Consider the following 22,041-nt stretch of genomic DNA (forward strand, 5'->3'; position numbering starts at 1 on the left):
TGATCACTCAAGTACAACTTCGTAATATCCTTAACTAAACGTAACTTAAGTTAAACTGAACAAACTAACATTAGCCTAAACGTATAGAATTCATACCAAAAATAGTAAACAAATTTAAAAGGTTTACTTTTTCTGTAAACTTTTAGCAACACATTGATAAATAAAGTCACTCTAAAAATGAGTTGTAATTTAATTGATAGCTTCACCACTGATTTATATTAAAAATTCACGGGTAAAGTTTTAATAAATCATTAAAGAAATTCTTATATCTAACTGATCTCTATCTAGTTACTTTAAGATGTTAACTTTTTATTTTTTCTCTTAATAATATTTTATTGAAAACAAACTTGACTGATTATTCCCCAAGCGTTATGTATAGTTAAAACAATAAAAGAAAATAATATAATGAAAATTATTCCTTTGCTGCTTATGCCAGCTTTTTTAATCAATTGTGCTTACGCGACCTCTATTTTTAATAGCGACATTGAGAACTTAATTGCCACATTAAAGGCGCCCACCCCAGTTATTTCAGACTTGAAGCAACTAACGGATGAAATAGGCGCTCGCTTAACAGGTACTCAGGCAAATAAAAAATCGGTTAACTGGGCGCTGAAAAAATTTCATGAAGCGGGTGTTACCGCTAAAAAAGAAAGTTTTACTATGCCAAGAGCTTGGTCTGAGAAAACGATTAGCGCTAAAGTCTTTAATAGCCAAATAAATTTTTCACCTCGTATTGTTGCTATGCCTTTTACTAAAAAAACCCATTATCGAGGCCTGAGCGCTAAAATCGTCAATCTGAATAAAGGTAGCGTGGCAGATTTTGAAAAAATGAATATTGACAATTACTTAGCAGATAAGTGGCTACTTATTGAAACCGATATTTTGGATGATGAACGCGGCATCTCAGGCCTTTTTCAAGAGTATAACAATGCGGTCATCATCGAAGAACAAGCGTTAGCGGTCAAAGCCACAGGTATTATTTATATGTCTTCTCGGCCAAAAAACCTCTTGTACCGCCACTTACCTAGCTCAGGGGTTGATAATAAATTAGCCATTGTTGTTATGGAAAGGGAAAGTGCCCTTCGCACTCAACGCCTACTGAACTCAGGTGAATCACTAAAATTAACAGCGAAAATAAATATATTAGGTGAAAAGCCTTATCAAGCTAATAATGTTGTTGCTGAAATAAAAGGTGACACCTATCCCGATGAGATTGTCTTAATTGGTGCTCATATTGATTCTTTTGATTTGGGTACTGGCGCTCTTGATAATGGCGCTAATGTTAGTCTAGTGATAGATCTTGCTCGTCAAATCACTAAGCTTGCTATAACACCTAAGCGTACTATTCGCTTTGTACTCTTTAACGGCGAAGAACAAGGTATGTACGGTTCTTGGGGGTACACTCAAACACATAGAGACGAGTTAGATAATCATGTCTTAGCCGCAACCATAGACATTGGCACCGGTGCTATTACTGGTTTTTTTATTAATGGTCGTGAAGAAATTAGAGCAACCATCGACAGTGTTTTGCATCCCGACACTGAATTGGGTTCATTTAGCCAAATAATCGATCCGGTTGTTGGCACTGACAATTATGACTTTATGATGCAAGGTATCGCAAACCTTGTGGCTAACCAAGCAGACGCTAACTATGCATCTAATTATCATGCTCAATCAGATACCTTTGAAAAAGTAGACCAACAACAATTAAAATTGAACGCCGCTATTATGGGGGCAACTATTTTAGGTATTGCTAACCTTGACCAGATCCCTTGGCAACGTCAAACCTCAGAGCAAGTGGTAAAAATGGTTGAGAAATATAACCTTGAACAAGCGATGAAAACCTTTGGTTTACAACAAAGCTGGCAAGAAAACAAACGTGGTATTCAACACTAAAAGCTCGTCAACTTGTTTTAAATACTTTTCGCCGCTCGATAGCAATATCTAGCGGTTTTTTGTTGATAGAGGAAAAAAACTCATTCTACGACAGTAGAAAGCGGCTATATCGATGATATTGTCTCTTATCAAGGAAGGGGATAAATACTCATCTATTTAGTTATTAACTTGATAAGTGGCCAAGTACTTTACTACAAGCTAAAACTTCTTTATCTACTCTAGCGTGCTTTAAGCGCCTTTTTCTAAAATAAAGGTCGTTTTTTTATTAATATTATCTATACTCCATCAAAATGTTATTAATGGAGTAATAATATGAAAAGAATGCCAACTGCTCTGGTAAAAACTTGGTTATTTCTGCTTAAAAGTAAAGACCCCAAACTCGCAAGACAAAAATTCATTGCTTATCAAAAAATCAAAAAATCATTCGGCAGTGCTGACCTAGCACAGTTATATATTGAACAAGATAGGGATAATGACATCGAAGTCGTTATTATTTAAACAAAAAAAATGAGCAGGTGCTAACACCAACTCACTTTTTATCAAGCCTGATATATTTATTTGAATATTTACATTTGTTTATCAAGCCGAACAGAGCCATTTTCCAAATAAATGAGGCGGATAGCGTCATTACGTTGAAAAATCATTCTTGAGTCTAAGTATTGTATGACCATAAACTCCTTACCCTGGTCAGTTTTTATCATTAATTCAACTAAATGAAGCGTCTTACGGTGGTATTGTGGGTTTTTATTATTGGCCATAGAACCGCCTAATAAAGCACCAAGGACAGTAGCAACATCTCGGCCACTACCACTACCAAATTGATTGCCAACCGCACCACCAATAAGCGCACCACCAAAAACTTTCCAGCCTTTGTCTTTATCTTCGATAAGTTCTACTTCAGTAATATTTCTAACCGATTGTACTTTTCCAAAGAGAACTTTTTCGACAGGTACGGCTTTATTTCTGTCATATTGCGCATTCACTACTGGACTTAATAAAATCGTTAATAGGCACAAACAAGAAAATAGCTTTGTTTTCATGATCTCCCCCTAAATATTGAATATCAGCTCTTACCAACCCACTGATGCTTTAACTTTAGTTTTGCGAATTTCAGTTTCGTCAGCCCATTCAACTAAGCCACTTTCTAAATCCATTAAACGTAGTGTAAATTTATAATAGACATCAGACTTGTCTTTGTTAGATTTTACAATACTTGATAAGTTCCCATAAAGCATATACTCAGCGCCAACTTGCTTACCAAATTGCACAGCTTTATTGGTGTCAACCATACCACTGTCTTGTTGAAATTTTATTTGTTCACGAGCCGCTTCTACTCGCGCCATATCAACAAAGCGAAACTTGCCTGAACGTAGTAACTTTGTGGAAATTGAATCAGTAATTGATTCAGTATCAATATGTTCGCTGGTTTTATTTTTTAGGCGCTCAACGAACATGATCGGACGTTTATTTTGCGTTAACGTACCTACAACTGGCGACAATAATAGCGAGTCAGTCATTTCTCCAGCAACTTTTTGTAAGTCAGTAGAGCCAAAGTTAATATCGGTCGTCTCAACCGCTGTCGCATCACCGTAGCGAACAACTGACTTTTGTGCACAACCCGCCACAAGGGTAATAGCTAAACCAACAGTAGTAGCAATCATTAATTTTTTCATAAGTACTTCCTTAATATATAACGTAATAAATTTTAATATTTAATATTTAATATTTAATATCTATAAGCTTTTTCTGGGATTTCTCTCACATAAACAGTGAACGAAGCAACCTGTTCATTCGGTGCGAGTCCACTTAAGCTTGTTGACTGAAAACCATGTAATTCAAGTGGCTTCCAGGGTGTTTTTCGTGATTCAATCACAAATCCTTGCGCATCAAACCAGTTAAAGTGGTATTGCAATTTCAATGACTTTTTATAGGTACTGTTAAGCTGTAGGTTTATTTCTAGTAAACCATTGGTTTTTCTTGATTTTACATCAATAATTTTTAGCTGTTGTGCTAATTTAGGGTTATGGACCTCTAAATGCTTCGAAAACTCATCACCTTGTGTCATCGCACTGGTGCCGATACCCGAGGTTATTGGCGCAGCGCAACCCAGAAAAAATATTGAGCTGAACACGGTAATAGCTGAAATTCTTATAAAATAATGCATATTTTTATCCTTACAAATTTATAGTTTGATAACCGGTAAAGTTACCCAGAGCGGTAAAATTAATGAGCGTTGTTCTATTTTCTGCTACGTCAATGTCAACGATCTGCTGTTTACCAGCATATGAAATCATCAATTTTTTCTGACCTACCACAACATTATCCAACCTCATTATTTGCACATTATCGGGCAAACTTGACCAACTGCGAGTATCGGCTTTTTCTGAAGCAATATTATAAAGGCTGGCTAAAATATTACCGACATCGCCACCCGACTTGCTCAAATTCTGACGTATCTGCTCTTTGGCGACTAAACGTATCGCTTGTCTTGTTACCAAACCCGGCAATTTTTCTTTTAAGTCTTTGCTTGCTAAAGACTGAAGCCTGACAATTTCTTGCGAAAGGTAACTTTTTTCATCAATACTGATACTCAAAGGTATTAATGCCGGTAAGCGCCCTCGATAAACAGGTAAAGCAAAAGTGAAAAATTTAAAATCTGAGCGAGTATTAAAGATAGGTAAATTTAAACTTGCCTCTTCTTTTGCACTAACAATTCCTTGTTCAAAAATAACAACTATTTGACCTGTGTTTATTTTATTTTGCCCTTGATATCGACCAAACCTTTGCTCAAAGCGGGCAAGTTCTTCATTCATATTTAGCTTATTAGCTAATCGCAAGACATCTTGTTGCACAAACGTATTATTGGGATATATTTCTAGTGCTCGCTTATAGTCAATATAGGCATCATCAAACTTTTTAGCTGTTTCATACAATAAACCCGAAAGATAAAAAGTATAAGCATTTTGAAAACTGTTTTTTAGATCGCCAATCAGGTTATCCATTGATGGGAAGTTCTCATATAATTTATTACTGTTGATGCCTTTTTCGGCCATTTCTTCTTCAGCTTTGTAGAGTTCAGCTTGATTAGTTTTTAATGCACGTTCTTGCACTAAATTAGCTCTGCGCACTTCAACCAAAGCGCCCTCTAAACTGCCTTGATATAAATAATTTAGCGCTTGATAAGAATGCAACATACCTTGCTCGTATGAAGGTATTTCATAGCCAATAGCATTGTCATTAGTCACCACCGCACTGACTTTTTTCAAGCCACTGCTTATTTGTATTTTCGCTGCTTGCTCTTCAGCCTGAACTTGTTGGTAGGCTAATTCAAAACTTTTTTGACTCGCCAGCCAATCATGAGAAAGAAACTGTAAACGGGCTTTTTCTAGTTGGCTCAAGGCATAATTATTATGCTGGCGATTAACCGAGATAACTGATGTTGTCGCAACAACGAAATCACCTCTTAACTGAGCTGAACGAGATTCTTGCATCTGTTGACTGTAACCAAAAAACAAATCACTCATGCCTATAGATGTACAGCCAACAAGCGTCGCTACTGAAAACATAAGACAAAATTTTATTAATAACTGTTTACACATAAAATTTTCAAGTAACCCTTAATGATGAAGACATTATAACACTTTACTAGCTAAGCCTGCGCTTGATTCGCTAGATGTAAAATTAATACGAAACAGCCTAATAGGCAATACAATAATTGTGAGTAAATTGTAAGAATTTTGTAATGTTCTGAGAGTGTTAACCGTTAGCAAAGCTTGATTGCCCTATTATTGACATATTTGGTCAGTACTTTGCCCTAATACCGCCCCCGCTAACGCTCAATGCTTTGCTTTAATATCATCTACTACTTACACAAAAGAGCAAGTGATGTTTACTTCTAGAAAAAACCGACAATTTATAGATTACCAAGACTCATACTATTACCGACAACAGAATAAAAAACGTCGAAATAAATGGTTAAAGTTATCACTGCTAGTGTTTCTTATCCTATTGTCTTCTTTGGCTTTAGTGCGTTATGCACAAAGTAGTGAAATGGCTTTGACTGAAAATACTACCAATAACAATACGCTTATTTATGGTCCACAATTATTATTTGATCACCCAAATCCAGCAAAGCAAGCCAATTTACCCCTTGATATTCAGACCAATGTTGAGATTAATGGTTTAATTGCTTATGTAGAAATAAAACAAACCTTCGTTAATCCTCATGCGATTGCTTTAGAAGGAACCTATCAATTTCCCTTACCTGAAGATGCTGCAATAAAACGGTTAATGATAAAGGTTGGCGATAATGAGATAGTTGGCGAGATAATGGCAAAAAACACCGCTAAGGTTGTATATCAACAAGCGAAAAGCCAAGGAAGAAAAGCGAGCTTACTCGAGCAACAACAAGCTAATTTGTTTATCAATAAAATTGCTAATATTCCACCACAAGCAAGCGTTATTGTTACGCTAACTTTTATGATGCCAGTCTCTTTTTCACAGGGTAATTTTGATCTACGATTACCACTAGCAATGACTCAAAGGTACCAACCCAAATTATCCCAGCCATTATCTGAAAATCCACAAGTAGCAAAAGCTTCTGAGCTTACAGAGCAACGAATAGCGTACTCTGCGGATAAATTACCTGCACAGCTGCAAGCATCAACTACAAAATCGCCTAGCCACTTACCTTCAATTGCCAGCAGTCAATCATCTATTAATATTTCCTTAAATTCGGGTATTGCGATTACTGCAATTTCCAGTGCTAGTCATAAAATAGTGATGCGCGCGTTAAACTCCCATCAAAATGCTTACTTTATTACCTTAAATCAGGCCAAAGTGGTCGCTCATAAAAGTTTCGTTCTAAGCTGGCGATTATTAGCCAGTGAGCAAGCTAAAATCAGCAGTTTTACTGAACAAGTAGCAGATGAATATTATACGCTGCTGACCTTTTTCCCGCCAAAGACAGACCTTGCACAAGTGATCGCACGAGATATCATTTTTATCATTGATACCTCAGGTTCTATGCAAGGTTCGGCTATGGAACAAGCAAAAGCGAGTCTCTCGTTAGCTATATTACAACTTAACGATAAAGACAGTTTTAATATTATCGCTTTCAATGACACTATCGAATTACTCTTTTCCGGCACCAAAATGGCTGCAGGTCATCATATTAAAAAAGCGCAACAATTTATTAGTCACTTAATGGCCGATGGTGGCACTGAAATGTACCGTCCCTTGAGTAACGCTTTGATGATGAAAAAAAGTGCTGTGCAAGCAGCGCAGGCTATTCGCCAAATAGTTTTTATTACCGACGGAGCTGTCGCTAACGAATTTGAACTTATGCAACTGCTTGAAAATGCCCAAGGTGATTTTCGTTTATACACCGTTGGCATAGGCGCTGCGCCCAATGGTTACTTTATGAAGAAAGCCGCTCAATTTGGTAGGGGTCGCTATGTTTTTATTCAAAGCCAAAGTGATGTTCAACAAAAGATGAGCGACTTTATGACTAAAATAAGTCAACCCGCAATCACTAATATCGACTTAATCATCGACAGCCGAGTTCATCAACACCTCGAGGTTTATCCTAAAAGCATCCCTGATTTATATTTCGACGAGCCCTTGCAAATAGCGATAAAATCTCAGTTTCCTATCACGAGTTTGCAATTAACAGGTGATACCGTCAGTGCGCCCTGGCACCAAGAATTAATTATTGATAGCGAGCAATCTTCAACCGGTATTTCATCCCTTTGGGCGCGTAGAAAAATAGAAAGCTTACTCGATAGCTTAGTCAGCGGAGCAGATAAAGCTAAGGTGAAGTTTCAGGTTATTACTACCTCACTCAAGCATCAAATCATATCGCCCTATACAAGTTTTATAGCCTTAGAGAAACAGCAAAAAGACGGATTATTACTCGCTAAGAATACCGTTTTTCAAGCCCATGAAAGTTTAATGGTCGCTATGCCTAAAACAGCATTAGGGTGGAAATTACAATTTCTGCTTGGCATGGCACTCTTGTTATTGGTAACTATGAGCGAGGCTATTATATTGCGGGGTTATCAGTGTATTAAATTAAGGGGTGGTCAACCTTGAAAAAATTAATTAAAACATCCTTATTGATCATCGGTAGCTTGCTGTGTTTAGAAGCCAGTTGGTTGCCTACTAAAGCTTGGTTATCTCAGCAATTAATTAATTATAGCTGGCATCAGACACTGGCTTTACAGCAAAGAATAAAACCTTGGCCATGGGCTGATACCTACCCTATTGCCGAGCTTTCATTTAAACGCTTAGCAAAGTCTCTGGTGATACTTAATGGCGGCGACCCAACCACACTCGCTTTTTCAGCCGGGGCTATTGCTCCTTTCAACCAGGTCAGCCGTGCTCAACCTTTTGTGGTTGCTGGCCATAGAGATAGCCACTTTTCATTTTTAGACGAGGTAGATATGAAGGATATTATTTCATTAACTGACCGATATGGTCAAAGCCAGCTTTATCAAGTTGAAGCGATTAACATTGTTGACGCTTCAACAGGTCAAATGCCCCTGCTAGCTGATGACTCATCATTAATATTAATCACTTGCTACCCTTTTAATAACTCGAGCAGTAATAGCAATGAAAGGTATGTGATAACCGCAAAGTTACTTTAAGGGGATAAGTGGTTACGGGTCATTAAGCCAATAACCCTATTATTACGGTATTTAACCTTATAAAATCTATCAAGAAGTACCGACGGCTATTTAAAGTTTATCCCGTTAACATTAATTGCCTGAGGGGGTTGGTAAAATGATTATCTAAGCTATAGTTTAAAATATGATGAATGAAATTATAAAATTTATGAAAGGACTAAAGAAAAATTTAGCTTTTGGCTTAGTATTGTTATTGGTATTTTACTGCGGCCAAGTATCTGCAACTAAGATCAGCATTCTTACTGAACATTTGGCTCCTTTTCAAATTGTCACGACCAATGCAATAGAAGGCTTGTCAACAGAAATAGTCGAAGCGACGTTAGCACAAGCTCAGTATGAATACGCCATCAGTGCTCACCCATGGGCGTTGTCTTATAGAAGAGCACAGCATGGAAAAAACACCTGTATATATTCACTTGCTCGTATCCCAGAGCGTGAGCCTTTGTTTAAGTGGGTTGGACATATTGCTTCAAGTACCATCTCTCTTTATTCCCTTAATAATAGTCAGATAACTATCTCTGCTATAGAAGAAGCTAAAAAATATAACATTGCGGTGATACGTGATGATGTTACCCACCATTTTTTATTATCAAAAAAATTTATTGAAAACCAAAACCTTTATGTGGTTGACAATTATGATGCCTTATTAAAATTATTAGACCTATCTAGTCGCCATATTGATTTAGTTGTTCTCAATGATGATTTACTTAGAAATAGAGTAAAAAACTTGGGAGAAACAACTAAATATAAAAATGTATTTCAGTTCAAGGCGTTAACACTCAACTTTCATTTTGCTTGCAGTTTAAACACAGAGCAAGTCATTGTAGATAACCTTATTAATGCAATGATGCTACTTGAGCAACGTGGTGCATTGTTAACTATCAGGAAGAAGTGGCAAAAAAACATGGTGAGTTTAATTAATTAAATACACATTCCAGTAAAATTGGTGGTTAGCTGTGTGCTATTAACACTATTCTCGTAAAGCGTTTAATCGCAAGTTGAACAGTTATCTTTTCATAATAAGAGAGCCGTAATGAAACAACGTAATAAAAATATGCTAGTAAAATTTATTACCTTGATGACGTTAATAGGCAATGTTTTTCCACTTTCCGGGCAAACACTCCAGATTGAAACAATCAATGTCGCTCCCTTTGGCTTTATTGGGGACAATAGTAAGCCAACTGGAATGATGTTCGAAATAAGTAATAGAATTGCCGAAGTAGCAGGGCTTAACTATACCAATAAGATAATTCCTTATGCTCGTACTATTATTCACCTGAAACAAGGCAAATCAGATTTTGTGCTACGTTTCAATAATGATCAGTTGCCCGCGATCTCCATCCCATTAGTCTCAGTGATCACTATGCCAATTATTATCCTGTCTAGGGCGGGAACTCACTATCGAAGCCTAAAGGATCTCCATGGAAAAACAGTGGGAGTGGTGCGAGGCGGTGAATTTGATGTCAATTTTGATAATGACACCGCCATTAATAAAGTTGAAGTCAATAATTACACACAAATGCTAAAACTGTTAATCAGTGGTCGAATTGACGGCTGTATTGGTACCAATGTTGGATTATATTACAACGCTAAGCAACTTGGCATAAAACCTGATGTATTGAATTCACCATTACAACTAAGTTTCAAAGATTTTGTACTTCATTTTTCTAAAAAGAAGATAAATACCCAGACAATGAAAATATTAAAAAAATCAGTAGAAAAGCTTAAAAGTAATGGGGAGATCCAGACAATCGTCAACAAATACATCGGCGATTTCAAATAGCGGCTTTCATCAAGCCATTAATCAATTTTTGTTAATCGCTTGAAATCGAGAGCGGCGTTAAATATTGACGATATTGAATTTTTATATTTTAGAAAAAACTAATAGCCGATTATTGGCGGGCATTGGATGATCGTCAATTAACTCAAGTCCTGCTCCCGTTGCCAATAATAAGACTGCCTCAATATCTCTAATACCGCTATTCTTATCTCTTTCTTTAAGCCACACATCGAAGTCTGCGTTACTCTCACTAGAGAACTGCCCTTGATAGTTAAAAGGTCCGTATATACAAATACTTGCTGAAGATGATAAGTTTTGCGCAAGCCCCTCAAAAAACTTAACCACTAATGGCCAGCTAATGATATGCAGTGTATTAGCGGTATATACGCCATCAAGGGGGGCATTTTGATTAAGCTTAGGCCAAGTTCTATTTAAATCAACGACGACCGGCCTTTTTACATTCAACCACTTGCTTTCATCAAGCCAGGCATTAATACCCTGGTGGTTTATTAGTAAATCACTGGTTTGCCAGGTTAGATGGGGTAAATTTGGACCAAAAAAGGCCGCGTGTTGCCCCGTTCCTGAGCCAATTTCAAGGACATGCTTAGCACTTGAAAACACTTTCGTTAAAACATTCAAAATAGGTGACTTATTGTTTTCACATGCTTGGGAAAAAGGTTTATTCATTATTTTTCTTAAGTTGATTCATTGGTAGCTAACGTTTTAAAAGGTAACGCCTGCTGGCATTGCTGCTGGTACGTTAGCATATGCTGTTGCTCTTGATGACAAAAATTTTTAATTGCTGCCTTAAAAGCTGGGTGTTTTATCCAGTGGTAAGAGTAGGTTAATGTTGGTTCAAAGCCTCGTTGAATTTTGTGTTCACCTTGAGTACCCGGGTTAAAAACTTGCAAGTTGTGTTCAATACAAAACTCGATACCTCGATAATAACAAAGCTCAAAATGTAAATTATTATAATGTTTAGTACAGCCCCAATATCGCCCATATAAGTGAGTATCATCATAAAAAAAGAGTGCACAGGCGATATCTTCTTGCTGATGACTGGCGATGATCAATAAAATATTATCAGTCATACTAAGCACTATTTGCTTAAAAAAATCATAGCTCAAGTGTGGTTGATGACCCCGTTTTAAATAAGTTAATTGATAAGTTAGATAGAAAAAATCAAGTTCTTGTCGGCTAATTTCGCTATTTTTCAGTTGACGAATTTTAATCTCTTGTTGAGTAATAGACAGCCTTTCTTTGCGAGTGTTTTTTCTTTTGCGCGAAGTAAACGTACCTAGAAAGTCGTCAAAGGTTTTATAATCACGATTAAACCAGTGAAATTGCACCGTATTACGTTGATAAATATCCGCTGGTAAAACTGTTTTTATTTCATCACAGTATAATATATGCCAACTATTAATATTTTCTTGCTGGCAATGTTCAATGAGCGGTGCAAACAACTCATTTATTTGGAATTTTTCTGAAAGTAATTTATTACTGGTTACGGGGGTAAAGGGAATAGTTGCGACTAATTTAGGGTAATAATTTATCTCATTGCGTTGATAAGCCTCGGCCCAATCCCAATCAAAAACATACTCCCCCCAAGAGTGGCTTTTCAAGTACATCGGCATCACACCTGTGACATCACCGTTTGTTGATGTCACTAAATGATGAGCTTGCCAACCTTGTTTAACACTAACTGAGTCACTTTTTTCAAGCGCGCTAAAAAACTCATAAGCAAGAAAAGGGCTAGGTGAATTATTTAACGCCTGCCAATCAATAGCACTTATTTTGTCAATATGATTAAGAAAATTAATATTTATATCAGCATTCAATCGCGTTTTACTCAACAGCCAATGGCTGTTTATCTAGCAATAGTGACTTAATTTTACTGTCAAAATAGCATTATTAAAGGATGTTGCGTCAATGATAGCGCTATTTTTTCTCGAAATGTATCACTAAGCCATATTTTTAAGTTATCAGGGGTGGCAAAATAAAAAATAGCCAACAATAAAAAGAGTCTTAATACTAAGTAACGCAGCCTGATATTTCGCTGAAATATAGAGAGTATCTAGTACTAGAATTTATTTAACAGCACTTATACAATACATCTTTATAGTAAATAAAGGTGAATTTCCGGTGTCTGAGAAAGTGATTAACTTCGAGTTTGAAAAGCACAATAAAAACAGTATTCGATATAAAGAAGTACCTGAGAATGGAATGCCCCCCGTTTTAGGGTCTATCTATGTGCAAAAATGGTTTGCCGGTGACAATAAAAACATTGAAATAACCATTAAAACAAAAGATTAAACAACTAAAGTCCGCTCCCTACTCTATCGCGCATATAGGCGGTGCTGTATTAAGGCAACGTGCAGTTGAGGTTGAGGTTGAGGTTTAAAATATTTAAGATGAGAAGTACCAGCAACGGCCATGATCAATCCTGAAGTATTGACCTTATCAGCTTAAAGAAAAAAAGGTTGAGAAGACTGTTTAAGTGTACCTAAGATGCGCAGTTTTGTGCCATGGTACAGTGACATCAGATTCCGATATTATCACTGACAAGGTATTGAACAACAAAAAGAATTAGCCAGTTTTTCAGCATGAATTTGAACGGTTTAACTTTTATTGACAAAGTAAAGTCGACAACAGACTTTGTCAGTGAAAATAAATGGTATAAACAGATAATTGGTGAAAACGTTAACAACTAATCATGTTCTTTACTGGCTTTAAGTTGACTATCAATAGTTGCTAGATAAATAAAAATAAAGCTTTATACTGCCTATAATGATGAAATTTATAAAAATAATACCTTTACTTTTCCTTTACTCATTAAGTGCATTAGCACAATCGAGCGCAAAGCCAGATTTGGCGTTATTGGAAAAGGGCAAAACAATTCTAACCGTAGCTACCGAAAATATTGGTTACTACCCATTTTACTATCCAGAAAATGGTGAAATAAAAGGTTTTTCGGTTGAGGTTCTTAATTATATTGAAGCGCATTCAAACTATGATTTTGAGTTTATTATTCTTCCTTGGCCAAGGGCCGTTCACTTGGTTGCAGAAGGCAGGATCGATTTAATACTGACCTTATTTAAAACACCGAAGCGCGAAAAAATGTATCATTTTATTGAGCCTTCTTATGCTAATGAAATTAATCAATTATTCACTTTAAAAGATAATAATTTTGAGTTTGATGGAAAATTAAAACAGCTAATACCCTACTCTGTCGGCACTATTAGAGAATATTCCTATGGCGAATATTTTGATGGTGCCAGCTACCTAAATAAATTGCCCGCATTAACAGAAGAAGTACTTTTAAAACTGTTGCTCGGCAAACAAATAGATATGTTAATCAGTAACCCATTAGTGTTTAATCAATTAATTTTAAAAGAAAAGGTTGGCGCTCAAGTTAAGGCGATAGAGCCATATATATCAATGACTCCTGTATATATGGCGCTAACTAAGAAGAGAAAAGACTCGCTAGCAATAAATACCACACTTGGGCAACTCACTGAGCAGTTAAAAGCGTCTCCTTACTATCAAGAGTTACTCAATAAATATCAGTTGAATTTTAAATAATAGAGTTAAATTAAAGACACTGCGGGTTTAGCTTACTAACACCATTATTTTCAGCAGATTAAGCTGATATTATCGGTTTATAATTTGCTACTACTTAGTTAAAAACGCCAGGATCATTCAATGATGGTCTCAATCATAATTACGGAGTCTACAATGTCTACAGATACCTATGTACCACCAAAGATATGGGAATGGAATAAAGAGTCTGGTGGTAAATTTGCCAGTATTAACCGCCCTATTGCAGGAGAAACGCATCAAGGCGACTTGCCCGTAGGTAAGCACCCTTTCCAGCTATACTCGCTGGCTACCCCTAACGGTGTCAAAATCACCATTTTATTAGAAGAGCTATTAGCGTTAAATATAGCAGAAGCCGAATACGATGCGCACTTGATTGATATAATGGCCGGTGATCAATTTAGCTCAGGCTTTGTTGATATCAATCCCAACTCTAAAATACCGGCTTTAGTTGATAATAGTGGCGATAATAAACTGCCCATTTTTGAATCTGGCGCGATACTTCTGCATTTGGCTGAAAAGTTTGCTGCCTTCATACCCAAAGAGCCGTTACTTAAAGCACAATGCTTATCATGGCTATTTTGGCAAGTGGGTAGTGGCCCTTATTTAGGCGGTGGGTTTGGTCATTTTTTTGCTTACGCACCCGAAAAATTTGAATATCCAATAGAACGTTTCACTATGGAAGTTAAACGACAACTCGATGTACTCGACCGTCATTTAGCCAATAATAAATATATGTGTGGCGAGCAATACACTATTGCAGATATCGCTATATGGCCATGGTATGGAGCATTAGTACAAAATAAAGTCTATGAAGCTGCAGAGTTTTTACAAACGCAATCCTATAAAAACTTATTGCGATGGACCGAAGAAGTTGGCAATCGAGCAGCTGTTAAGCGTGGTTTAATGGTCAATCGTACTTGGGGAGAGTTAGAAGAACAATTACATGAACGCCATGATGCCAGTGATTTTGAACTTAAAACTCAAGACAAGCTAGTCGATTCTCAATAATCAACTCGGGTCTTTAGCCTGATAGTTGTGCCACCAAAATTTTTTACCCGCAGGCTCATTGACTAATGAGCCATGACCAACTTTGGCGGTAACAGGGGCAAAAAATTTAAAAGACAAAAATATCATGACTCACTGCTTATTCCTTAGCAGGAGTCTTGATTTATTATCGGATTTATTTAATGTAGATTCGAATATACTAGGTGTTTAATTCGTATTTATCGAAGTATTAAGGCTAACTTATACGCTGAATTTAGCCTTAATAACTTATACTAACAAGCAGATAAACCGCATAAGAAAACGTTAAATTTAACATTAACATTAATGTTTTCATTGGGGTAAACGGACACTGCAACTCAAAATTATATGTAAGAAGTCAATAAATTATGATTCTGGCTTAATTATCTCGTTAGCTTGCGTACTTTTCTTTTTTATTAACCAGTACGTTACTCCAAGAGAAATAGTCACCAAAGCAAGACCAACAATTTGATCTGCAGAAACAAGTTTAAGATCTAACACAATAACTTTGCGGGCAACTGCCATCAATGCTGTGGCAACAACCAATTCTACCGGGATAACGTTTGAGCCAAGGTACAAACGAATATTGATAAAGATTTCAACCGCGATTAACACCACCATAAAAGCGCCAAAAGTTTGTAAAATATCATCAATATCTAAAAGAAAATAAGGCGGCATCGATAGTTTCAAATAGAGTACATAAACCACATCAGCGATACTCCAATAGATCACTAATACCATTAACAAGGCCAGTATTCTTATCGCAAATCGAATCGAGCGATGCAGTACCTTTAACAATGGATCTGAATGATTTTCAGGTAATTCTTCGTGTCTCATGGATCTTCCTATATGAAAAGCAGGGTAAATATATCGATATATCTATGTTCATAAAGCCATAACGTTATGATCATAGAAAATATCAATATTGAAAATACGGCTCAAAACTAGCAAATATTCGCTATCATAGCCCGCCCAAGGTCAATATAAGCGTTAACATCTTCATTCATTCCCTTGGTTTTAATATGATCAGCAAAACCAAGTCGCGCCGTCATAGCTAGCCAAAATATGGCACTAATTAAGCCAGCAATACGCCACAAATTAGTCTTAGCCCACTTAAGCGCCAACGTAATAGAGAGGACATAGATAACAAAACCCGCAAGTTTAGATGATGCCCAACCATTAACGAAAGGATACAAATTAAGCGGGTTAACGATCACCAAATAAATAAAAGTAACAGCAAATAACGTATATAAAATATGTGGTCCAATTTTTAACAGTTTGTTGTTAGCTTTTTCAGACCCTTTCATCATTAACACAAAGTTAATGAGAAAAAGAACAAAAGTAAGTGTAATTATGGTTATGTGTAGATGCTTAATTATCATGTACATGTGGTTGTTCCCTAGAAATTCATTATTTATTTTATACTTAGGCTGTCAGTATATCGTTTATTTACCTAAGCAACTGCTATCTTTTATATTATTTTAACAAGTTCAGCCAAGATAAGCTGAGCATATTCATTGCACAAGTTTCTCTGTTGATAAGTTTTTGTGTCATGCAAGCATTTAGTCAAGCTTACTGTGCTTTTTTTCTAGATAAGTTAGCGAGGCTTCTAAAGCTTCATAGCGCAATGAATAGATATTATCATTGGCGACTAAATCCAATACATTACACTTTTCGAGCTGTTGATGTGTTTGCTTATTTGGGCACAATAAAAAAACTTCACATTGACCATCTTGAGCATCTTTTACTGCGTTTTCTAGCGCAAGTCCTACCGTTTCATCAATCATAGGGACATCCGTTAAATCGAGGATCATGACCTCAAAATCTGCAACACTGGTATGCTGACGAGAAATAGCTTTTGATACACTAAAAATCATCGGCCCTGATAAGTAAAAAAATAACACTTTACCATTCGCTTTATCGAGTAAGCCTCGTTCAAGCACAGTTAATGGCACATCATTGCCATCAGCATCACTAATTGCTTTAACCTTTCTGGCCTGCTCTCGACTTAAACGCTCAATAACAATGATATTAGAAATGAAGACACCAAGACCTACAGCGACAATTAAATCAACAAAAATAGTTAATAACATAACACCATACATAATGGCCATGCCCTGAACACTGACTTTATGAGCACGTTGAATAAAGCTCCAGTCAAGGATATTAAAACCTACATAAACGGCAATCCCCGCTAACACAGCCATGGGGATAGGCTCAGTTAGACCTGCAGCCACTAACACCACTAATGCAAGTACCAAGGCGCGAATGATACCTGACACAGGTGAGCGTGCACCCACTTGAATATTAGTCACGGTACCCATAGTTGCGCCAGCGCCTGGTAAAGCACCGAACAAGCCAGAGATCATATTAGCGATACCTTGTCCGCGTAACTCCCGGTCGGGATCATGTTCTTTTCGTGTTAATGAATCACCAATCACAGCAGTCAATAAGGTATCAATGCAGCCAAGTGTGCCCAGGACCAAAGCATCTATCACCATAGTAGTAAAGATGTCGACGTTGAAATGAGGAATAACTAAAGAAGGTAAACCTGCCGGTATCTCACCAATTCTGCGGATGTCATCGCTGTTGAAAAAAATTAAAGAAAGTACAGTAACAACAACTAATGCGACCAGTTGAGCCGGAACATATTTGCGGTAATGTTTAGGTAAGTAAAATAAAATACCTAAAGTAAGTGCCCCTAAAAATAATTCACTGAACTTAATATTTGCGAGTATATTAGGCAGTGCTGATAAGCTTCCCGTAACGCCACCAGAAGGTGTCTGATGTCCTAACAACGGAGCTAACTGCAAGATAATTAAAATAACACCTATGCCTGACATAAAGCCAGAAATCACACTATAAGGCATTAACGTAATATATTTTCCGAGCTTTAGTGTGCCAAGTAACATCTGAAATGCACCGGCCATCATCACAATAGTAAATGAAATTGCCATGCCTGTTTCTGGATATTTTGCCATCATGCTGGTTAATATGGCTGTCATAATAACGGTCATTGGACCGGTAGGCTCTGATATCAAACTAGATGAACCACCAAACAATGCGGCAAAAAATCCAACCATTATCGCGCCCCAAAGCCCAGCTTCAGCGCCAGCTCCTGACGCAACACCAAAAGCAAGTGCTAAAGGCAAAGAAATAATTGCGGTAGTTACACCACCAAACATATCTCCTTTGAGATTGAACTCTTTAAAACGATTTCCAAACACCGCGCAAATCCTTACTAAAAAAGATGATCAGGTCAGATAACATTTTATCTGACCCGTAAACAGAAAAACATAGAACCTAACGAATATGATTCAACTTAAGATCGCACTCAAAATTATCCATTTGTTGAACAAGATTTACTCGGTCTTTATCGAAAAAATTAACATGACCCAATTTTCGTTGCGGTTTTACTGATTTGTTGTACCAATGCAATGTTGATAAAGCTGAAAGCGAAGTCATTGGTGGTTTTTCATTACCGATTAAATTAATCATACCCGCTGTGCCAAGCGACTCTGTGCTACCTAGCACTAAGCCAGCAACCGCTCTTATATGATTTTCAAATTGGCAGGTTATACTCCCTGCTTGTGTCCAATGTCCACTATTGTGAACACGAGGTGCTAATTCATTGATCATTAATTCACCATCAACGACAAAGCACTCCATCGCCAGAACACCAACATAGTCGAGGGCATTTAATACGCTTTCCATATACGTTTGAGCTTTAAGCGCTAGCGTATTATTTTGATCTACAGCGGGTGCAATAGATTGCAGCAAAATACCGTTTTTATGGGTATTCTCTGTTAAAGCATAGTGTTCGATATTGCCATTTTTTGAACGAACCGAGACGAGAGATATTTCTCGTTCGAACTTTATCCAAGCTTCAATAATATAATCTTCGATGTTTAAATGGTCAAAGTCTTCAATATCTGCCAAGGTTTTTAGAACCCATTGGTTTTTACCATCGTAGCCATCACTACAAGATTTAACCACCATAGGTAGCTGTAAGACTTTCAATGCTTCACTAGCTGGCAACGAATAAGCAAAGGGTGAAGTTGGTATTGATAATTTTTCTAATAATTGCTTTTCTCGATAACGATGCTGACAGGCAGAAATTGCTTCAATGTTTGGCAAAACATCACAATATGCTTGCAGAGCTTTAAGCAATTCTATATCTACTTGTTCTTTTTCTACGGTAATTACATCAGGCTTTCCAAGGAGGTTATAGAGCTTATGAATATTTTGCTCTTCCCGCCAATTTTTAGTCAGTGTAACCACTCGACCTAAACCGTCAACACAATCAGTTACTTGCTGGAGATTATCATTAATAAAGCTGAATTTTATCCCTAGTGGCAGTCCTGCAAGTGCCAACATACGAGAAAGTTGTCCACAACCTACAATGGCTATGCGCATTATTCTACCTCCCATGAGACACTTTCACTTTGCTGTGAACGCCATATTTGTAGCTTGCCTTGCAGTACCGTATCATTAATGGCAAGGATTTGTGAGGCCATTAACCCCGCATTAAATGCGCCTGCTTCGCCAATACCTTGGGTGGCAACTGCAACGCCTTTAGGCATTTGTACGATAGATAATAGACTGTCCATTCCTTTGAGTGCTTTGCTCATTACCGGCACACCAATAACAGGTAACCAAGTTAATGCTGCAGCCATACCGGGTAAATGTGCGGCGCCACCAGCACCCGCAATAATCACGCTGTACTCTTTATCGGCATTCTCGGCAAAGTCATATAAACGTTTAGGGGTACGATGGGCTGAAACAACCATAGCTTTATACTCTATGCCCAGTGCTTCAAGAACTGTAACCGCATTTTTCATCACTGGCCAATCTGACTGTGATCCCATGATAATCGCGACTTTAATTTTTTTCATTGTAAATGGCCTTATTTTTAATGGTTAAGCGCTGGCTTGAGTTAAACATCAATCCGCTAATTAAATATTCTGATAGTGATATTATGACAAAAAAGATAAATAGATAAAAATTGATATTACCTATAGTATAAATAGATAAAAATCTATTTGATGAGGTGTAATTATGAAATCAAGGCTTCATGCTCATGTTGGCACAATCAGACAGCTGGAAATATTATTGTCAGTTCATGATAAAGGTAGTATTAAAGAAGCGTCAAAAGCACTTTTTCTAACGCAACCAACGGTATCAATACAAATGAAAAAGCTTGCAGAGGCAATGGGAGCTCCTCTATATAACTATACCAATAGACAAATATTATTTACGGATATAGGCCTAGAGTTAGTAAAAACCGCGGTAGAGGTACTTGATAGTTTTTCACGACTTGATATGGCGATAGGCAATATTAAAGGTTTTAAGTCTGGCACCTTAAGGTTGGCTGTTGTCACCACTTCTAAATATTTTATTCCCCATTTGTTGGGACCTTTTTTAGAAAAATATCCAGATATAGATATACAGTTAAATATTGGTAATCGACAACAAACCATTGATCGCCTAAAGCAAGGTATTGACGACTTCTATGTGTTTAGTCATCCGCCATCTGATATTGAAACTGAGTCGATTGAATTTTTAACCAATCCGCTGGTAGCCATAGCACATCAAGACCACCCCATTGCTAAAAAGAAAAACCTCACTTTAAAAGATTTAAGCAAGGAACCTTTCATTATGCGTGAAAAAGGTTCAGGTACAAGGTATGCCATTGAGGAATTTTTAAAGCATCATAACACTAAGCTAAATGTAAAAATGACCATTGAAAGTAATGAAGCAATTAAACATCTGGTGATGTCAAAGCTTGGCATCTCAATATTATCAGCGCATACCTTAATGTATGGTGGACAAAGTGGACTAGTGCGTTTACCAATAAGTGAACTGCCAATAAATGCTCATTGGTTTTTTGTTTGGTCTAAATCAAAACGTCAAACCTTATTAGCGGCTGAATTTCTTGCTCATATTGAAACTAATGGCCGTTCATTATTACAAAAAGAAATGATATCAAACGATATTTTATCTCGCTAAATCACTGTTAAGTTAACCTGCTGAAAAAGTAGGTTAAATGATGGGCTAATTAAATCAATTTTTTCATAAGATTGATACCGGCTGAACAGCCAAGTATTTAACCTTTTGATAAAATAGCGCATGCATCGCATTATTAGCGAATAGAAGCAATTAAACACCAAGTACTTGTATTACCTACCAATGATAATCGTTCCTTTCACCATACCTTAGCTTACTGTCGTATAAAAGCACCGCTGAAAAGCATGGTTAAACTGAGCCATAATACCCCTTTACTCCCTAACGCCTTATCAGTAATTCACACGACTAAAAAAAACAGTTATCAACTTTTAGTTGATAATAAAACAATTACAATCGACTTTAATTGCAGTAAATAGTTAGTTATAAATAACACAGCTAAGCAGTTAACAACGATGTTGTCTAAGCGATAACATCGCTGTTAACACTTTGGCGCTGAGTCATAGTAAATAATCATTTTTAAAATTAAACGAGGCACTTATGGAATTAACAATTACCGATCTGAAAATTGAACTTTCGTCAGAAAACTTGTCGCACATCCGAGATAAAGCACGTCACATGTTTAATAAATTTTATGATCGTGTTCAAGTAATAAAAGTGACCATTGATGATATTAACGGCCCCAAAGGTGGTAAAGATAAGCACTGTAGAGTGGTTATTTACAGTAAAGGTATGCCTGATATTGTTGTTACTGATAATCAAAGCTCTGTAATGTCAGCGGTGAATATTGCCCTATCAAGAGCAAGAGCAAGTTTTTTAAAAAAGGTAAAGCGCCAGCAAAAAAATTATCCGACTTGGTCTCCTAAAAGTGATATCGAACTCTCTAAAAGAGTCGAACTAGAGCGTATTGAATTAATGGTGAACTAACAATGCTAACACCTGTGTTCACCCATTACCGATAAAATAACGAGTAAATAACGCAACTTATTTACTCATTTATTTAATGGCTGGGTTAGTGAACACCATAACGCTAGAAACTTAAATAATAATAGTTATATTGGCGCATGGGGCATTCAATAAACACATTATGTA

The 22,041-nt window shown here is 36.8% G+C and carries 23 protein-coding genes; 11 read left to right on the top strand and 12 right to left on the bottom strand.

The features are described 5' to 3' along the window. Nucleotides 1–405 precede the first annotated feature (405 nt). Together H4J75_RS11035 and H4J75_RS11040 are read left to right on the top strand one after the other, a co-directional pair. Nucleotides 406–1,896 (top strand): M28 family peptidase, encoded by a 1,491-nt coding sequence (locus H4J75_RS11035; RefSeq protein WP_182222152.1) that lies wholly within the window; start codon nt 406–408, stop codon nt 1,894–1,896. A 312-nt stretch (nt 1,897–2,208) separates the two neighbouring features. Then, nucleotides 2,209–2,394 (top strand): hypothetical protein, encoded by a 186-nt coding sequence (locus H4J75_RS11040; protein WP_182222153.1) that lies wholly within the window; start codon nt 2,209–2,211, stop codon nt 2,392–2,394. A gap of 68 nt (nt 2,395–2,462) precedes the next feature. Here H4J75_RS11040 and H4J75_RS11045 read toward each other — a convergent pair whose 3' ends face one another. From H4J75_RS11045 to H4J75_RS11060, 4 genes are read right to left on the bottom strand one after another with little or no spacing between them, the layout of a single operon-like run. Then, nucleotides 2,463–2,936, bottom strand: a complete 474-nt coding sequence (locus tag H4J75_RS11045; RefSeq protein ID WP_182222154.1) for a glycine zipper 2TM domain-containing protein — start codon at nt 2,934–2,936, stop codon at nt 2,463–2,465. Nucleotides 2,937–2,966: 30 nt separating this feature from the next. Beyond that, entirely contained in the window at nt 2,967–3,569 is a 603-nt protein-coding gene (gene lpoB / locus H4J75_RS11050) for a penicillin-binding protein activator LpoB (RefSeq protein ID WP_070376678.1), read from the bottom strand. Nucleotides 3,570–3,622: 53 nt separating this feature from the next. Continuing rightward, entirely contained in the window at nt 3,623–4,060 is a 438-nt protein-coding gene (locus tag H4J75_RS11055; RefSeq protein WP_182203657.1) for a YcfL family protein, read from the bottom strand. A gap of 10 nt (nt 4,061–4,070) precedes the next feature. Beyond that, nucleotides 4,071–5,462 (bottom strand): COG3014 family protein, encoded by a 1,392-nt coding sequence (locus tag H4J75_RS11060; protein ID WP_220465295.1) that lies wholly within the window; start codon nt 5,460–5,462, stop codon nt 4,071–4,073. A gap of 319 nt (nt 5,463–5,781) precedes the next feature. Between H4J75_RS11060 and H4J75_RS11065 the strand changes: the two genes are divergently transcribed. The 4 genes from H4J75_RS11065 (at nt 5,782) to H4J75_RS11080 (ending at nt 10,365) form a co-directional block, all read left to right on the top strand. Continuing rightward, the gene (locus tag H4J75_RS11065) at nt 5,782–7,989 is read left to right on the top strand and encodes a marine proteobacterial sortase target protein (protein WP_182222155.1); all 2,208 of its coding nucleotides are present in this window, start codon (nt 5,782–5,784) and stop codon (nt 7,987–7,989) included. Beyond that, on the top strand, nt 7,986–8,543 hold the full coding sequence (locus H4J75_RS11070) for a class GN sortase (protein ID WP_182222156.1): 558 nt from the start codon (nt 7,986–7,988) through the stop codon (nt 8,541–8,543). Before H4J75_RS11065 ends, H4J75_RS11070 begins: the two co-directional genes overlap by 4 nt. A 163-nt stretch (nt 8,544–8,706) precedes the next feature. Further along, nucleotides 8,707–9,507, top strand: a complete 801-nt coding sequence (locus H4J75_RS11075) for an ABC transporter substrate-binding protein (protein ID WP_182222157.1) — start codon at nt 8,707–8,709, stop codon at nt 9,505–9,507. Nucleotides 9,508–9,615: 108 nt separating this feature from the next. Next, nucleotides 9,616–10,365, top strand: a complete 750-nt coding sequence (locus tag H4J75_RS11080; RefSeq protein ID WP_182222158.1) for an ABC transporter substrate-binding protein — start codon at nt 9,616–9,618, stop codon at nt 10,363–10,365. An 81-nt stretch (nt 10,366–10,446) separates the two neighbouring features. On the opposite strand, the gene H4J75_RS11085 is transcribed toward H4J75_RS11080, so the two are convergent. Together H4J75_RS11085 and H4J75_RS11090 are read right to left on the bottom strand one after the other, a co-directional pair. Next, nucleotides 10,447–11,049 (bottom strand): DUF938 domain-containing protein, encoded by a 603-nt coding sequence (locus tag H4J75_RS11085; protein ID WP_182222159.1) that lies wholly within the window; start codon nt 11,047–11,049, stop codon nt 10,447–10,449. 8 nt (nt 11,050–11,057) lie between these two features. Then, nucleotides 11,058–12,200 carry a GNAT family N-acetyltransferase gene (locus tag H4J75_RS11090; RefSeq protein ID WP_182214300.1) on the bottom strand — a complete coding sequence of 381 codons (1,143 nt, stop codon included), beginning with the start codon at nt 12,198–12,200 and terminating at the stop codon, nt 11,058–11,060. 304 nt (nt 12,201–12,504) lie between these two features. Here H4J75_RS11090 and H4J75_RS11095 point away from each other — a divergent pair, with 304 nt between their 5' ends. From H4J75_RS11095 to yghU, 3 genes are all read left to right on the top strand, one after another. Next, nucleotides 12,505–12,675, top strand: coding sequence for a hypothetical protein (locus H4J75_RS11095; protein WP_182214298.1), 171 nt, complete (start codon nt 12,505–12,507; stop codon nt 12,673–12,675). A 474-nt stretch (nt 12,676–13,149) separates the two neighbouring features. Next, a complete protein-coding gene (locus H4J75_RS11100) occupies nt 13,150–13,944 on the top strand; it encodes an ABC transporter substrate-binding protein (RefSeq protein WP_182222160.1) in 795 nt (264 codons plus the stop codon). Between the two features lie 153 nt (nt 13,945–14,097). Continuing rightward, nucleotides 14,098–14,970 carry a glutathione-dependent disulfide-bond oxidoreductase gene (gene yghU, locus H4J75_RS11105; RefSeq protein WP_182170274.1) on the top strand — a complete coding sequence of 291 codons (873 nt, stop codon included), beginning with the start codon at nt 14,098–14,100 and terminating at the stop codon, nt 14,968–14,970. Here the strand turns inward: yghU and H4J75_RS20170 are convergent, their stop codons facing one another. From H4J75_RS20170 to purE, 6 genes are all read right to left on the bottom strand, one after another. Next, nucleotides 14,971–15,096 (bottom strand): hypothetical protein, encoded by a 126-nt coding sequence (locus H4J75_RS20170; protein ID WP_259366412.1) that lies wholly within the window; start codon nt 15,094–15,096, stop codon nt 14,971–14,973. A 255-nt stretch (nt 15,097–15,351) separates the two neighbouring features. Next, nucleotides 15,352–15,822, bottom strand: a complete 471-nt coding sequence (locus H4J75_RS11110; RefSeq protein ID WP_182170271.1) for a phosphate-starvation-inducible PsiE family protein — start codon at nt 15,820–15,822, stop codon at nt 15,352–15,354. 107 nt (nt 15,823–15,929) lie between these two features. Beyond that, complete coding sequence (locus H4J75_RS11115; RefSeq protein WP_182214292.1) at nt 15,930–16,373, bottom strand: SirB2 family protein; 444 nt, start codon at nt 16,371–16,373, stop codon at nt 15,930–15,932. Between the two features lie 174 nt (nt 16,374–16,547). After that, nucleotides 16,548–18,170, bottom strand: a complete 1,623-nt coding sequence (locus H4J75_RS11120; protein ID WP_220465297.1) for a SulP family inorganic anion transporter — start codon at nt 18,168–18,170, stop codon at nt 16,548–16,550. A 118-nt stretch (nt 18,171–18,288) separates the two neighbouring features. Further along, nucleotides 18,289–19,401, bottom strand: a complete 1,113-nt coding sequence (locus tag H4J75_RS11125) for a 5-(carboxyamino)imidazole ribonucleotide synthase (RefSeq protein WP_182222162.1) — start codon at nt 19,399–19,401, stop codon at nt 18,289–18,291. Next, nucleotides 19,401–19,880 carry a 5-(carboxyamino)imidazole ribonucleotide mutase gene (purE, locus tag H4J75_RS11130; RefSeq protein ID WP_182170260.1) on the bottom strand — a complete coding sequence of 160 codons (480 nt, stop codon included), beginning with the start codon at nt 19,878–19,880 and terminating at the stop codon, nt 19,401–19,403. Before purE ends, H4J75_RS11125 begins: the two co-directional genes overlap by 1 nt. A 163-nt stretch (nt 19,881–20,043) precedes the next feature. Between purE and H4J75_RS11135 the strand changes: the two genes are divergently transcribed. Further along, a complete protein-coding gene (locus tag H4J75_RS11135) occupies nt 20,044–20,994 on the top strand; it encodes a LysR family transcriptional regulator (protein ID WP_182214287.1) in 951 nt (316 codons plus the stop codon). Nucleotides 20,995–21,489: 495 nt separating this feature from the next. After that, the gene (locus H4J75_RS11140; RefSeq protein WP_182203676.1) at nt 21,490–21,876 is read left to right on the top strand and encodes a hypothetical protein; all 387 of its coding nucleotides are present in this window, start codon (nt 21,490–21,492) and stop codon (nt 21,874–21,876) included. Nucleotides 21,877–22,041 lie beyond the last annotated feature (165 nt).

Source organism: Colwellia sp. BRX10-1, from assembly GCF_014077545.1.
Lineage (GTDB): Bacteria > Pseudomonadota > Gammaproteobacteria > Enterobacterales > Alteromonadaceae > Colwellia_A.